Genomic DNA, 15,010 nt, shown 5'->3' on the forward strand with positions numbered 1-15,010 from the left:
AGGCTGCTCACCGCTATTTTTGTTGTTCCTCTTTATAATCACAGTTGACACATTGAACTTGAACGCCTTTTTTCAGCTTTTTCTCTACAAGCATATTTTCGCATTTTGGACACTTTCTTTCAATTGGTTTGTCCCAAGAGACGAATTCACACTCTGGAAAACGATCACAGCCGTAAAAAATGCGGCGTTTTTTCGATTTTCGTTCAACAATGTTTCCTTCATGACATGACGGGCATTTGACCCCGATATCTTTGACAATTGGTTTTGTGTTGCGGCAGTCAGGAAAGTTAGAGCACGCCATGAACTTGCCGTATCTACCCATTTTGTACACCATCGGATGTCCGCACTCTTCACAATCAACACCTGCGTATTCCGGCTCAATCTCAACTTCTTGCATCTCTGCTTCAGCTTTTTCTACCCGTTTTGCAAAGTCTTGATAGAAGCTGTCGATAATACGAACCCATTCGATCGTACCTTCTTCAACACTATCAAGTTCCTTTTCCATTTTCGCTGTAAATTCAACGTTAATGATTTCAGGGAAGAATTCAATGATTAAGTTGAGTACAATCTCTCCAAGCTCTGTCGGAGTAAATCGTTTATTATCAAGTGCGACATAGCCGCGCTTTTGAATTGTATCTAATGTTGGTGCATACGTAGATGGACGGCCTATACCGAGCTCTTCAAGTGTTTTGACCAATCTTGCCTCAGTGTAACGCGGAGGCGGCTGTGTGAAGTGCTGTTCCGGTTCGATATCTTTTGAAAGAACTGTGTCCCCTTCTTTCAGATCAGGAAGCATTTTGTCCTTTTCCTCTAGCTGGTCGTCCTTTCCTTCCACATAAACCTTCATAAACCCAGGGAATTTTACTTTACTGCCATTCGCACGGAAAGTAAGACCGTTATGATCAAGGTCCACACTCATTGTATCAAGAACAGCCGGCGCCATTTGGCTTGCCACGAATCGTTCCCAAATCAATTTGTACAGACGAAGCTGATCGCGGCTTAGCACGTGCTTGACATCTGCCGGTTTTCTTAACGTCGAAGTCGGGCGGATGGCTTCGTGAGCATCTTGTGCATTTTCATTCTTTTTAGCTGTTCGTTTTGTTGTGTTTAAGAAATTCTTGCCGTACGTCTGATCAATGAAGGCAGATACTTCTTCAATCGCTGTATTGGAAATACGTGTTGAGTCCGTTCTCATATATGTAATGAGACCGACTGTACCTTCTTTACCAAGATCAATTCCTTCATATAATTGCTGTGCAATCATCATTGTCTTTTTCGCACGGAAGTTTAATTTTCTTGCAGCCTCCTGCTGTAAAGTAGAAGTCGTAAACGGAACAGCTGGATTACGTTTACGCTCTTTTTTCGTTACTTTCTCTACAGAGAATTTGCTTCCCTTTAATTTCGAAAGGATTTCTTTTACATCTTCTTTTGTTTTCAATGGATGTTTTTTGCCATTGAGGCCAAAGAAACTCGCTTCGAAGCTTTCTTTTCCTTTTAGGAATGTACCGTCAATTGTCCAGTATTCTTCTGGTTTAAATTCATTAATTTCATTCTCGCGATCAATAATCAGGCGGAGTGCAACTGATTGAACACGTCCGGCACTTAAGCCCTTTTTCACTTTCTTCCATAAAATCGGACTGATTTTATACCCAACGAGACGATCTAATATCCGTCTTGCCTGCTGCGCATCAACTAAGTCCATATTGATCATACGTGGATGCTTAAAGGAATCTTTAATCGCATCCTTTGTAATCTCGTTAAAAACAACGCGGCAGTCAGAAGAGAGGTCAAGGTCAAGGCTGTGTGCTAAATGCCAAGCAATCGCTTCTCCCTCTCTATCGGGGTCAGCTGCGAGATAGACTTTCTTTGCTTTTTTCGCTGCTGTTTTTAATTCTTTTAAAACTGGGCCTTTCCCGCGAATCGTAATATATCTCGGTTCAAAGTCATGCTCAGTGTCAACACCGAGCTGACTTTTCGGTAAATCCCTTACGTGCCCCATTGAAGCTTTTACTTTATACTTTTTTCCTAAATAACGCTCAATCGTTTTCGCCTTTGCTGGCGACTCAACGATGACTAAATAATCAGCCATACTCAAAATCCCCCTTAAGAGGTGTTCTCTCTTTATACATTTCACAATTCATATTTATGTTAATTGCACCTATCTAACAGGCAATCATTAAAAATTCTTTATGATGAACATCATTATAAACACGAAAAACAAAGTGTAAACTTAAATCCTCACTATTATTAAATATTCCGATGTCTTTTGTCAAACGATATTTTTATGAGAGTTCAGTATATTGAACGCTGTGGAAGGAGAATTCCTCTAAAATATCCTTTGTGGAATGAACAAGCTTTGCCCCCTGCTGAATGAGTCTTGCCGGACCTGTGGAATTAGAATCAAAGATGGATCCAGCAACCGCAAATACTTCTTTGCCTTGCTCAAGCGCTTGATAGGCTGTAATAAGAGAACCGCTCTTTTCTTTGCACTGAATCACGATGGTCCCTTTCGTCAATGCACTAATTAAACGATTTCTCATTGGAAAATGCCACTTTTCTGGTTTGACATAAGGCGGGTGCTCTGACAAAAGCAAATGATGTTCGCCCATGTATTGAGCCATTTGTGCATGTTCTTTTGGGTATACATGCTGAAAGCCGCCTGCTATAATGCCGATTGTTTTCCCTTTTTTCCTGATGCACTCTTTATGTGCCAGTCCATCGATTCCTTTAGCTAAACCACTGACAATCATCCACTCTTCCTTGACAAGCTCACCAACAATTTTCTTCACACATGCTTCTCCATAAGACGATGGAACTCGCGTGCCGACTACACCTAAACTTTTTTCTTCATTTAAATATAATACGTTTCCTTTTAGGAATAACACAGGGGGAGGATCATAAATATTTTTTAGTGTGCTGGGATATAAGGGTGATGTGATGGGAATCATGTGAATGTTTTGCTTTAAATAGGCTTGAACGATGTGTTGAAAAATGGGGAATTCATTTTCTTCAGCTTGTTTTAAGCGGGTAAAGTCGATCGTTTGTAATGCTCGATCCTGTTTAAAATGATGTGTTTCTTCATTTATATATAGTTCAGGATCGACTTTCCACCATTTTGTTAATAATGAGGGTGAGATGAGGCCTTTTAAGCGGTGAAAAATCATTCTTTCGGACACGTTGTACATACCATTCCTCCAGTTTAAGATAGAAAGAAGAAGACTTGTCAAAGAACAAGTCTTCTTGTGTCATTAATGCGTTTTACAAGCTTCGAAGAGATTCTTCTCTTTTAATACTTTAATCAACGTTTCTCCCATGACAGATGGTGTTTCTGCCACTTCAATTCCACATTCACGCATTGTTTTTACTTTTTCATCAGCTGTTCCTTTACCACCAGAAATAATAGCACCAGCATGTCCCATACGTTTTCCTGGAGGCGCCGTTTTACCGCCAATAAAGCCAACGACTGGTTTAGTCATATTTGCTTTTACCCATTCAGCTGCTTCTTCTTCAGCCGTACCGCCGATTTCACCGATCATTATTACAGCATGTGTTTCAGGGTCTTCATTGAATGCTTTTAAAACATCAATAAAGTTTGTCCCATTTACCGGGTCCCCCCCGATTCCTACAGCTGTCGATTGACCAACGCCAGCTTCTGAAAGCTGATGTACCGCTTCATATGTAAGCGTTCCAGAACGAGAAACAACACCCACATGACCTTTTTTATGAATGTAGCCAGGCATGATACCAATTTTACATTCTTCAGGTGTGATGACACCTGGGCAGTTTGGTCCAACTAGTCTTGTCTTTTTCCCTTCCATATACCGTTTCACTTTGACCATGTCAAGCACTGGAATATGTTCTGTGATACAAATGACGAGATCGACTTCTGCGTCAACAGCCTCTAAAATGGCATCTGCCGCAAATGGTGCTGGTACATAGATAACAGAAGCGTTCGCTCCAGTAGTCTGAACTGCTTCAGATACAGTATTAAATACAGGAACTCCTTCTACTTCAGTTCCACCTTTTCCAGGTGTGACACCGCCAACAATATTTGTTCCGTACTCAATCATTTGTTTTGTATGGAACAATGCGGTTGAACCGGTAATCCCCTGAACAATTACTCTCGTATTTTTATTAATAAATACACTCATTTAGGTTCCCTGCCTTTCTGCTCTACTTGACTAAAGATACAATCTTTTCTGCCCCGTCAGCCATAGACTCAGCAGAAGTGATATTTAAGCCTGAATCACTCAGGATTTTCTTCCCTAATTCAACGTTTGTTCCTTCAAGACGTACAACAAGTGGTAATGTTAAGCCGACTTGTTTCGTCGCTTCAACAACACCTTCTGCAATGACATCACATTTCATGATGCCGCCAAAAATGTTCACGAAAATCCCTTTGACATTTTGATCAGATAAAATGATTTTAAATGCTTCCGTTACTTTTTCAGCTGTTGCACCGCCGCCAACATCTAGGAAGTTTGCAGGGTCCCCGCCGTAATGCTTGATGATATCCATTGTAGACATCGCAAGACCTGCTCCATTGACCATACAGCCAATATTTCCATCTAAAGAAATGTAGCTTAAGTCATATTTAGATGCTTCAATTTCTTTTGGATCCTCTTCATCAAGGTCACGGTATTCTAATATATCTTTTTGTCTATATAAGGCATTGCTATCAAAGTTTAATTTTGCATCAAGTGCCATGACTTTTCCATCGCCTGTTACAACAAGTGGATTAATCTCAGCAATTGAACAATCTTTTTCAATAAACGCATTGTAAAGGCTTGTCATAAACTTAACAGCTTGGCCAACTAATTTTGTTGGAATATTAATTTTAAATGCCACTTCTCTCGCCTGATAGCCTTGCAGACCAATCGCTGGATCGATGACCACTTTGACGATTTTTTCTGGCGTTTTTTCTGCTACTTCTTCAATTTCAGTACCGCCTTCTTCAGATGCCATCAATACAATTCTTGATGTCGCTCTGTCCAAAACTAGTCCAACATAGTATTCCTTTTGAATATCGCAGCCTTCTTCAATAAGTAAGCGTTTTATTTCGCGCCCTTCAGGCCCTGTTTGATGTGTGACAAGTGTCTTGCCGAGCAATTCCTCTGCAAACCCTTTCACTTCATCTTTCGTTTTTGCAATTTTTACCCCGCCTGCTTTACCACGGCCGCCTGCATGAATCTGTGCTTTTACGACATATACAGAGCTCCCTAGCTCTTCTGATGCTTTCACTGCTTCATCAGGTGTAAATGCTACTTTACCATTTGGAACTGAAACCCCATATTTTCTTAGGATTTCTTTTCCTTGGTACTCATGGATATTCATTTCCCATCCTCCCAACATATGTAGAAACAAAAATTATAAAATAGACTGCGCTTTCATTTTAAAGAATAAAAAAGAGAATGTCTAGGGTTCTATGTAAAATCGTAAAATCCTTCTAAACATTCAAACTTTTATTTTATTAAAAATATAAATTTTTCAGCCAAATCACTTATTTTACCTTATTTTTTCATTTTTTGATCTAACCTGTAGATAAACGAAAAAATTTCTGCTACAGTATCGTATAACGCTTCAGGGATCTCCTCATCTAATGTTAAGTGGCGCATGAGTTCGACTAGATTACGGTCTTCCTGGATTGGGACTCCCGACTTTTTGGCTTCTTCAATAATATGATCTGCCACATAGCCGCTGCCTGTTGCAACGACTTTTGGCGCCTTTTGTTTTTCTTCATCGTAATGCAGAGCGACCGCTCTTCTAAGCGGTTTTGAATCCTTCATACTCGTAAGTCCAGCCCTTTCTCGCTGATTTTATGAAAGTGTTCATCTAGAAATTGAGACGGTTCTACTGGCTCTTGTCTCTTTTTTGCTGTAATTCCCGTTAAACTGTATCCTAGCGCATTTAAATTCTCTCGAACAGCCGGAATCATTGGATTAATGGTGCCTTGCAGTTCATGGGCTGTCTCGACTGTAATGGACATGACCTTTTGCTGAATCGTACAGTCTATCAAGGTTTCTTCAAGGTTTTCCATGTTTAAATAAAACATAAGGCGGCACTGAGAAATATCAATAGAGCCATCCTTTTTCTTATGTCCTTTTAGAATAAAGGTTAAATCTTGAACACTATGTTTTGAGAAAAGCGGATAGGAAATCATCATTTGACTGACGGTTTGGTTCTCCTGCTGCACAAATAACTGTCCATTCAATCTATGAAACAATTGATCCACTTCTTTTTTAACGGGCTCTGGTAAATCCGCCTGCCTCACATCATTTAAGGTGAGCTTTAATTGGTGCAGCTCCTGACTTTTGACATCCTGGCTGCCTTTTTCAAGCAGTTTCAGCATACCAATTTCATCACGTACACCTATTGCCTTTTTCATCGTCATAAGTAAATCGAGCACATCGGTTTTATTACTTAATGTTGGTTCTGTCTGCTGCACTACCTGGGCCAAAGCTTTTGCCTCTGCTTTTGACAGGAAAGGAAACTCTTTTTGAAGCACAGCTGCTTTTGCGTCAGGCTGAGATCCTGCCTGCTGGAGCCCGTGCAGCAATGCTGTGAGCTGTTTTAAGTTAGGTTCTTGCTGCCCGTCTGCACCTTGTTTCATCAAACTTGCCAGTATCCGCTCAATTTGCTGAGGCGGGATTTGCAGCCCTTTTGGACTTGTTGACTGCTGCACGTTTGTCTGAAGAACTTGGGACGACTGACGCTCTTGAACGATTGCGGCATGGCTATTTTCTTTTTGCTGAGACGGATTGAGCTGAGTCGTTACTGGTAAACTGCCACCTTGCTTCGCCTCTCCTTCTCTCGCTGCTAGAAGGACCGATAAGAGCTTTTCTGAATGGACGGCTGTCTCTGCATCTACAACTGACCGAACGGCTTGTATAAGTGTCTGTGTGGCATCTGTGTGCTTCGGAAGCTGTGTTAATTGATTTAATAGCGCTGTTATATCCTGATGAAGGGCAGAGGGTGATTTTACGGCTAAAATAGATTGAAGCACCCCTTGCTGGATCGGTAAATCTTTCTTTAAAGCAAAGAGGAGGGCCTGGAGCCCTTTCTTCACATCAGCTCCTTGAAGCTGTTCGATCCACTTCACTGCCGTTTTTAACTCTCCTTCGTTGATGACGGACTTTTCCTTTAAAAAAGCTGTAGCTGTCAGCATGTTTTCAAGCCCATTTTTCAGTGAGAGACCTTCTAATAGTTTGGCTGCTGCATCCTTTAATGTCTTAGGATCTTGATCAAATTGCTGAACGGGTCTTAGTTTATTGAGGCTGCCTCCACCCTCTTGTTCAAATTGGAACCAATAAAATGCGTCTGCTTTAAGCTGAGCCGCCAGCTGTGCTTTTATTTTCGTTGAACCTATTTGAACAAGGGCTGTATCATCTCCAAGCATTTTTAGTACTTTACCGAGAATCAGCCGATGAACATTATCCTTCCCTTCGGTGTTTAATGGAACCGATTCGGCCGTATTCAGCCGGCTATTCAGTGCTGTATGTATGTCCTCAACTCTTGTCATCACAGGCAGCCTCCTTAGATTAAAATTTATGATATAACAGATTTCACTGGCGCAAACGATAACCGGTGGATGGGGGTAGCACCATGTGTTTGAATCGCAGCCAGGTGCTCTTTCGTTCCGTACCCTTTATGTTTTTCAAATTGATACTCAGGATACTTACGCCCGTACTCTTCCATCATCTGATCCCTTGTCACCTTCGCAATACATGCACCTGCTGCAATGGATGCACTTTTTGCATCTCCTTTGATGATCTTCTCTTGGTGAGTAGAAAGCGGGAGTGTCATGGCATCTATGAGTAGATAATCAGGTGTATGAGTTAACTGCTCTACAGCTCTTACCATCGCCAGTCTTGATGCTTCATAAATATTGATTTCATCAATCGTAGCCGCATCAACAATGCCGATTCCGATATCAAGTGCTTCTTTTTGAATTAAATCATAATAAGCCAATCTTTTTTTCTCAGATAATTGCTTTGAGTCGTTTAAACCGAGCAGGACTGTATCTTCCTTTAATATAACGGCTGCTGCCACAACTGGGCCGGCAAGCGGTCCTCTTCCTGCTTCATCTATTCCAGCAATACATGTGTATCCCTGCGCCTTTGCTTTGTTTTCAAATTGCAGCATGTCATGCCATGCTGCGCGAAGTGCTTGCTGCTTTTCTCTCTCTTTGTGCCACTTTTCTACGAGTTTGTGGACACTTTTTCTCGTATCATCTTTCACAAGCTCGCGAATGTAGGACTCGTCTCCTGCATGCTTTTCTATAAGTTCTTTTATTTGTTTCACCGTGTACATAGGCTTTTTCGCAGCCTCCTTCTTTATATCGGCAGTTTTTCGCAAAAAATAAAGACCCGCATGAGCTGCGTGTCTTTTAGCTTTCAGGCTTCTCAAAAGTGAGGGGACCAAATTTTTCTGTTCGAATATCCCGAATAATGATTTCGGTGGTTTTGTCATAGTTTATGAATCCCCCGCTCATTAGACAGCCGCGCTTAGTGCCAATTGCATCAAACAGCTCAACCGTATCTTCAGGTATCTCCGCTAGGTCATAGCGTTTTTTTAATCGCTCTGGGTAGTTCTCTTCTAGAAAACGAAGTGCATACACAGCGACATCCTGTAAATTGATGATCGAATCTTTGATCGCTCCAGTCACCGCAAGTCTGAGTCCTACTTGCTCATCTTCAAACTTCGGCCAGAGGATTCCAGGGGTATCGAGCAGTTCTAGTTCTTTCCCTACCTTTACCCATTGCTGTGATGTCGTAATACCAGGCCGGTCTCCTGTTTTGGCAATGTTCTTTTTTGCTAAACGATTGATTAAGGTCGATTTGCCGACGTTGGGAATTCCGATAATCAGTGCTCGAATGGCACGTGGTTTGACGCCTTTTGCTTTCATGCGGTCGAACTTTTCTTTTAAAATTTCTTTTGAAGTCGTGATGATCTGATTTAACCCTTGTCCATCGACAGAGTTAATGGCAAGTGACCGAACGCCTTGCTGCTCAAAATGCGCCTGCCACTCCTTTGTCATACGAGGATCTGCTTTATCTGCTTTGTTTAAGAGCATGATTTTGGGTTTGTTTTGAAGGATTTCTTCGATCATTGGGTTTCTAGAGGACATCGGAATTCTTGCATCGGTTAATTCAAATACGATGTCGATGAGCTTTAATTTTTCTGTGACTTCACGTCTTGCTTTTGCCATATGGCCTGGAAACCATTGAATCGTCATATGTGCACCTTCTTTCTTCTACCATTATCTTTATACATTGTACAAAAAAAGAGCCTGTTACAGGTAACAAGCTCTTTCCTTTGATATCATTATCGTCTGATTTCTTTGATACGAGCCGCTTTACCGCGAAGTTCACGTAGGTAGTAAAGTTTCGCACGACGTACCTTACCGTGACGTACAACTTCGATCTTAGCGATTTTTGGTGTGTGTACAGGGAATGTACGCTCAACGCCTACACCGTAAGAGATCTTACGAACTGTGAAAGTTTCGCTGATTCCACCACCACGACGCTTAATTACAACACCTTCAAAGATCTGGATACGCTCACGAGTACCCTCGACAACTTTAACGTGTACACGTAAAGTGTCACCAGGACGGAACGCAGGAAGATCAGTGCGTAATTGTTCTTTTGTGATTTCTTCAATCAAATGTTGCATCGTTTTCAACTCCTTCCAACAGATGCTCATGTCCTCTTTCTTCATTGCAGCGGAACATCGTTTTCAAACTTGGATCAGCAAGCCGTCCAAGTCACAAGTAGTATCATACCATACCTCTATGCCGTGTGCAATACAATCTAGTCATTATGAAGCTGCCAAAGCCATCTTTTTTCTTCATCCGTTAATGTTTTGCAAGAATCGATCAAATCTGGTCTTCTTGTATAGGTTCGCTTCAAGGATTCTTTGCGCCGCCACTCTTCAATTTTGGCATGATTTCCAGAGAGAAGCACGTCCGGCACTTTTAGTCCTTTATAATCAGCTGGCCTTGTATAGTGCGGGTGCTCAAGCAGACCTGTACTGAATGAATCTTCGATGTGAGACGCTTCTTTTCCAAGCACATGAGGCAAAAGCCTGACCACACTGTCTGCAATCATCATCGCTGGCAGCTCTCCGCCTGTGAGGACGAAATCTCCGATTGAGATCTCATCTGTGACAAGATGCTCCCTGATGCGCTCATCGTAGCCTTCATAGTGGCCGCAAATGAACATAAGATGCTCTTCTTTTGCAAGTTCTTCTGCTTTCTTTTGTGTATATCTTTCCCCTTGAGGACAGACAAGAATGATTCGGGGTTTCGTGCTTGCTTTTTTCGTTAAATCTTCTACCGCATCAAATACGGGCTGCGCTTTCAGTACCATACCAGCACCGCCGCCATACGGATAGTCATCCACTGTTTTATGCTTATGATCCGAATACTCTCTAAAATTGACGACTTGAAATGAGACAGCTTCTTTCTCCTGTGCTTTTTTTAAGATCGATGAGTGAAGCACACCTTCGAACATTTCAGGAAAAAGGGTTAAGAAATCGATTTTCATTCGTCAATAAGTCCTTCCATCACTTCAATGTGTACGGTTTTGGATGAGATATCGATCTTTTTGACGACAGATGGTATATATGGAATGAGGGCATCTTTTTTGCCTTTTCTTCCAACCACCCACACATCATTTGCCCCTGGCGTAAGGATTTCTTTGATTTGGCCGATCAGCTTGTCCTCTTCATCATATACTTCACAGCCAATGATTTGGTGGAAATAAAATTCTCCTTCGTCTAATGACCCAAGATGTTCTTTTTCTACCTTTAAGATTGATTCTTTCAAATGCTCTGCTTCATTTAATGAGTTGATTTCTTCAAATGTGAGCAAATCAAACTGTTTGTGCTGGCGATGTGATGCGACAGTCACTTTCAGCGGCTCGCTTTGACCTTGCTTAAAAATATAGAGGACGCTTCCCTTTTTGTAGCGCTCTTCTGGGAAATCCGTCTTTGACACGACGCGTACTTCTCCGCGCACTCCGTGTGTATTGACGATCTTTCCAACATTCAACCATTCTAGCTCCATGTTCTCAATCACCCCTGACGTATTTCCACAATGGTGCCGTCTTTCACGACGATGACATTATCTTGCATCTTGTCATCCCATTTATCACCTATTTTTACTTCAACCAATGCATCCACTTCTGTTTCTTTCATTTCACTTCCAAGCGGCAAAATATGCAGCTGCTCTACTTGAAAATCAATTTGCCGGATCTTCTCTTGCCTTTTATCGATCGCTTTTTGAAATTGAGGGATGGCTTCTTGCTGATGTGGTTCTTTTTCATGTTTTTTTAGTTGAAAATATAGTTGATTGCATTCACGTTCTAGTCTTTCTTTTTTCTCCAAAAAAGTCGTTAACAGTTTGTCCTTACTGCTTTCAGTTAATACTTGCATCACGGTGACATGTTGAATGATCTGCATCTTCCTTTTTGTCCCCCTATCCGAAGGCATTTGTACTCTACAGTATAACGAAAAATAGATTTAAACGTGTAAAAAAAGGGGAGGTCCTAAGCCCTCTCCCTTTTTAGTCAGCAATCTCAAGTTGAACTTTCTTAGAAGACTCTGCACTTGCTGCAAAAATGACTGTTCGTATCGCTTTTGCTGTACGTCCCTGCTTTCCGATCACTTTTCCGGTATCTTCAGCATTGACAGACAGTGTGTAAATCACCTGCTCATCTTTTTCTAATGAAGATACGTGAATATCTTCAGGGAAATCAACAAGTGGCTCGACGATGGACACAATCAATTCTTCCAAGGACAGCTCATTCATTATTTGCTGTTTTTCGCATTATGAAATTTTTCAAGAATTCCTTGGCTTGAGAAAAGGTTGCGAACTGTATCAGATGGTTTCGCACCATTTTGAAGCCATTTAAGCGCTAATTCTTCGTTGATTTTCACCTCAGCTGGTGATACCACTGGGTTGTAAGTTCCAACTGTTTCGATGAAACGACCGTCACGTGGTGAACGAGAATCTGCTACAACAATACGATAGAAAGGAGATTTTTTTGCTCCCATACGTTTTAAACGAATTTTTACTGCCATTTTACTAGCACCTCCGAAAATATTTCAACAAGATAGTATATTAACAATGATAAAAGGGTTTGTAAAGTGTTTTTTCTTAACAACGGTTTTATCATGTATAACCAATTACATAAATGGTAATTTAAAGCCCTTTTTCTTTCCTTTGGACATGTTGGTCATTTGCTTCATCATCTTTTTCATTTCATCAAATTGCTTTAAAAGGCGATTGACTTCCTGTACAGATGTTCCGCTTCCTTTTGCAATCCGTTTTCTGCGGCTTGCATTGATGACCTCTGGCTGTTCTTTTTCCTTGGTCGTCATTGATTTAATGATCGCTTCGATATGATTGAGCTGCTTTTCGTCTACTTGGACGTTTTTGAGCCCTTTCATTTTACCGGCTCCCGGCATCATTTGGATCAGTTCATCAAGTGGACCCATATTCCGAACTTGGCCAAGCTGCTCGAGGAAATCATCGAGCGTGAAGCTCATTGTCCGCATTTTTTGCTCAAGCTCTTTCGCTTTATCTTGGTCGACGTTTGCCTGTGCTTTTTCAATCAGCGTGAGCACATCTCCCATGCCAAGAATTCTTGATGCCATCCGCTCCGGATGGAATGGTTCAATCGCATCAAGCTTTTCTCCTAGCGCAGCGAATTTAATCGGCGTGTTGGTGACAGCTCGAATAGAAAGTGCTGCACCGCCTCTTGTATCACCGTCTAGTTTTGTTAGAACGACACCCGTTAAACCAAGCTGTTCATTAAAGCTTTTCGCGACATTGACAGCATCTTGACCTGTCATAGAGTCAACAACTAGGAAAATTTCTTCTGGATTCGCTACTTCTTTTACTTTCTGAAGTTCATCCATTAATTCTTCATCGATATGAAGACGTCCTGCTGTATCTAAAATGACATAATCATGGTGTTCTTCTTTCGCTTTTTCAATTGCCTGTTTGGCAATTTCGACAGGGCTGACTTGATCACCTAATGAAAACACCGGCATATCAAGCTGTTTCCCAAGCGTTTGAAGCTGCTGGATCGCTGCTGGTCTGTAAATATCAGCAGCTACCATCATCGGCTTGCGATTATGTTTTTTGCGAAGTAAATTGGCAAGCTTCCCAGTTGTGGTTGTTTTACCTGCCCCTTGAAGACCAACCATCATAATGACTGTTGGAGATTTTTTCGCTACAGCGATCTTACTCTCTTCTCCACCCATTAATTCAGTGAGTTCTTCTTTTACAACTTTAATGACCTGCTGTCCAGGGGTAAGGCTTTTCATGACCTCTTGTCCAACTGCCCGCTCACTTACTTTTTTCACAAAGTCTTTGACTACTTTAAAATTGACGTCAGCTTCAAGAAGGGCAAGGCGTACCTCGCGCATCATTTCTTTTACATCTTGCTCTGACACTTTTCCTTTGCCGCGGATTTTTGAAATCGTCTGCTGCAGTCGGTCGGCTAATCCTTCAAATGCCATACTGTGCCGCCTCCTAATCTAATTTCTCAAGCGATTCAATTAAAGCTTCTGCTTCTTCTGTTTGCGCAGAATCAGCTACAAGCTCTCTCATTTTTTTGAGAAGTTCTTTACGCTCTTTAAATTTCTTAAACAAGAGCAGCTTTTCTTCATATTGTTCAAGCATCGCTTCAGTCCGTTTAATATTATCATAAACAGCCTGCCTTGATACTTCATATTCATCCGCAATTTCACCGAGGGAAAAATCGTCTAGGTAGTAAAGCGACATGTAGCTCTTTTGCTTTGCGGTCAACAACGATTGATAGAAGTCAAACAAGTAGTTCATTCTCGTTGTTTTTTCAAGCGTCATGGGCTCTCTCCCCTTTGTTAAGTTCATTCCCTTTACATCAACTAAGTTTACACGGTTCTCTTCTGTGTGTCAAGTTTTTATCTTGTCACTTCATGAAGCGGCGTATAAATAAAAATGCCAGCAGTTTCGCCGGCATTTTTTTGTTAGTCTTGTTGATCAATTACGTCTGAGAATAATCCATACACATACGATTCTGCATCAAACTCTTGCAGATCGTCCACCTTTTCACCTAAACCAACAAGCTTCACGGGAATGTTCAGCTCATTTCGAATCGCAAGAACAATTCCGCCTTTTGCAGTACCGTCAAGCTTTGTTAAAGCAATCCCTGTCACATTTGTCGCTTTAGAAAATTCCTTGGCTTGTGCCATGGCGTTTTGACCCGTTGTCGCATCAAGAGCGAGCAATACTTCATGAGGTGCATCTGGAACCTCGCGCTCAATGACTCTCTTGACCTTCTCCAGCTCTTTCATCAAGTTGACTTTGTTTTGAAGTCTTCCTGCTGTATCGCAGATGAGGACATCCGCATTTTTCGCTTTTGCTGATTGAACGGCATCATAGATCACCGCTGCTGGATCAGAGCCTGCTGTTTGTTTGACGACAGGAACACCTGAACGTTCTCCCCACACTTCAAGCTGCTCGATGGCACCGGCACGGAACGTATCACCTGCTGCTAAAATGACGGATTTCCCTTCATTTTTCAGCTTGTTTGCAAGCTTGCCGATCGTCGTTGTTTTTCCAACACCGTTGACGCCTACAAATAAAATGATATTCAAACGCCCGTCTTCAATGTTCAGCGCAGAGATTTGTTCCTCTCCGCTATTGTAGATATCAACCAGTTTTTCAGAAATGACCGCTTGTACTTCGCTTGGGTCTTGAATGTTTCTTAATTTCACTTCTTTTTTCAGCTCATCAATCAGTTCCATCACAGTTGTGAAACCGACATCAGCGCCGATCAGAACCTCTTCCAGCTCTTCAAAAAAGTCTTCGTCGACTTTGCGGTAGCGGGAAATCAGTTCATTTACTTTTCCTTGGAAGGAGTTTCTCGTTTTTTCGAGTCCATCTTTAAACTTTTCTGATACTGAATCGGTTTGCTGCGTAAATTTTTCTTTTAATTTCTTAAAAAAGCTCATTGGTTCA

Annotated in this window: 17 protein-coding genes; all 17 read right to left on the bottom strand. The window is 41.5% G+C overall.

Annotation, left to right across the window (positions count from 1 at the left end):
- Nucleotides 1-13 precede the first annotated feature (13 nt).
- Complete coding sequence (gene topA / locus M1D84_RS11010) at nucleotides 14-2,089, bottom strand: type I DNA topoisomerase (protein WP_024424184.1); 2,076 nt, start codon at nucleotides 2,087-2,089, stop codon at nucleotides 14-16.
- Nucleotides 2,090-2,282: 193 nt separating this feature from the next.
- Complete coding sequence (gene dprA, locus M1D84_RS11015) at nucleotides 2,283-3,185, bottom strand: DNA-processing protein DprA (RefSeq protein WP_024424185.1); 903 nt, start codon at nucleotides 3,183-3,185, stop codon at nucleotides 2,283-2,285.
- Nucleotides 3,186-3,248: 63 nt separating this feature from the next.
- Nucleotides 3,249-4,151 carry a succinate--CoA ligase subunit alpha gene (sucD, locus tag M1D84_RS11020; RefSeq protein ID WP_007499624.1) on the bottom strand — a complete coding sequence of 301 codons (903 nt, stop codon included), beginning with the start codon at nucleotides 4,149-4,151 and terminating at the stop codon, nucleotides 3,249-3,251.
- A gap of 22 nt (nucleotides 4,152-4,173) precedes the next feature.
- A complete protein-coding gene (gene sucC, locus M1D84_RS11025) occupies nucleotides 4,174-5,334 on the bottom strand; it encodes an ADP-forming succinate--CoA ligase subunit beta (RefSeq protein WP_024426972.1) in 1,161 nt (386 codons plus the stop codon).
- Between the two features lie 176 nt (nucleotides 5,335-5,510).
- Nucleotides 5,511-5,786 (bottom strand): FlhB-like flagellar biosynthesis protein, encoded by a 276-nt coding sequence (locus M1D84_RS11030; protein WP_003211418.1) that lies wholly within the window; start codon nucleotides 5,784-5,786, stop codon nucleotides 5,511-5,513.
- Nucleotides 5,783-7,519 carry a hypothetical protein gene (locus M1D84_RS11035; RefSeq protein ID WP_024424186.1) on the bottom strand — a complete coding sequence of 579 codons (1,737 nt, stop codon included), beginning with the start codon at nucleotides 7,517-7,519 and terminating at the stop codon, nucleotides 5,783-5,785. The genes M1D84_RS11030 and M1D84_RS11035 overlap by 4 nt, the downstream gene beginning before the upstream one ends.
- Before the next feature lie 26 nt (nucleotides 7,520-7,545).
- The gene (locus M1D84_RS11040) at nucleotides 7,546-8,310 is read right to left on the bottom strand and encodes a ribonuclease HII (RefSeq protein ID WP_024424187.1); all 765 of its coding nucleotides are present in this window, start codon (nucleotides 8,308-8,310) and stop codon (nucleotides 7,546-7,548) included.
- Between the two features lie 76 nt (nucleotides 8,311-8,386).
- Nucleotides 8,387-9,235 (bottom strand): ribosome biogenesis GTPase YlqF, encoded by an 849-nt coding sequence (gene ylqF / locus M1D84_RS11045; RefSeq protein WP_024424188.1) that lies wholly within the window; start codon nucleotides 9,233-9,235, stop codon nucleotides 8,387-8,389.
- Nucleotides 9,236-9,324: 89 nt separating this feature from the next.
- Nucleotides 9,325-9,672 carry a 50S ribosomal protein L19 gene (rplS, locus tag M1D84_RS11050; RefSeq protein WP_008354510.1) on the bottom strand — a complete coding sequence of 116 codons (348 nt, stop codon included), beginning with the start codon at nucleotides 9,670-9,672 and terminating at the stop codon, nucleotides 9,325-9,327.
- Between the two features lie 137 nt (nucleotides 9,673-9,809).
- Entirely contained in the window at nucleotides 9,810-10,544 is a 735-nt protein-coding gene (gene trmD, locus M1D84_RS11055) for a tRNA (guanosine(37)-N1)-methyltransferase TrmD (protein ID WP_024424189.1), read from the bottom strand.
- Entirely contained in the window at nucleotides 10,541-11,065 is a 525-nt protein-coding gene (gene rimM, locus M1D84_RS11060; RefSeq protein ID WP_024424190.1) for a ribosome maturation factor RimM, read from the bottom strand. Before rimM ends, trmD begins: the two co-directional genes overlap by 4 nt.
- Before the next feature lie 8 nt (nucleotides 11,066-11,073).
- Nucleotides 11,074-11,460: a YlqD family protein gene (locus tag M1D84_RS11065; protein ID WP_024424191.1), complete on the bottom strand. Its 387-nt coding sequence runs from the start codon at nucleotides 11,458-11,460 to the stop codon at nucleotides 11,074-11,076.
- 103 nt (nucleotides 11,461-11,563) lie between these two features.
- Nucleotides 11,564-11,809 (bottom strand): KH domain-containing protein, encoded by a 246-nt coding sequence (locus M1D84_RS11070; RefSeq protein ID WP_024424192.1) that lies wholly within the window; start codon nucleotides 11,807-11,809, stop codon nucleotides 11,564-11,566.
- Entirely contained in the window at nucleotides 11,809-12,081 is a 273-nt protein-coding gene (gene rpsP, locus M1D84_RS11075; RefSeq protein ID WP_008344841.1) for a 30S ribosomal protein S16, read from the bottom strand. Before rpsP ends, M1D84_RS11070 begins: the two co-directional genes overlap by 1 nt.
- Before the next feature lie 105 nt (nucleotides 12,082-12,186).
- Nucleotides 12,187-13,527 (bottom strand): signal recognition particle protein, encoded by a 1,341-nt coding sequence (gene ffh / locus M1D84_RS11080; RefSeq protein WP_024424193.1) that lies wholly within the window; start codon nucleotides 13,525-13,527, stop codon nucleotides 12,187-12,189.
- 13 nt (nucleotides 13,528-13,540) lie between these two features.
- Nucleotides 13,541-13,873: a putative DNA-binding protein gene (locus tag M1D84_RS11085; RefSeq protein ID WP_012009935.1), complete on the bottom strand. Its 333-nt coding sequence runs from the start codon at nucleotides 13,871-13,873 to the stop codon at nucleotides 13,541-13,543.
- A gap of 143 nt (nucleotides 13,874-14,016) precedes the next feature.
- Nucleotides 14,017-15,003, bottom strand: coding sequence for a signal recognition particle-docking protein FtsY (gene ftsY, locus M1D84_RS11090; RefSeq protein WP_024424194.1), 987 nt, complete (start codon nucleotides 15,001-15,003; stop codon nucleotides 14,017-14,019).
- Nucleotides 15,004-15,010 lie beyond the last annotated feature (7 nt).

The organism is Bacillus sp. PK5-006 (genome assembly GCF_054161415.1).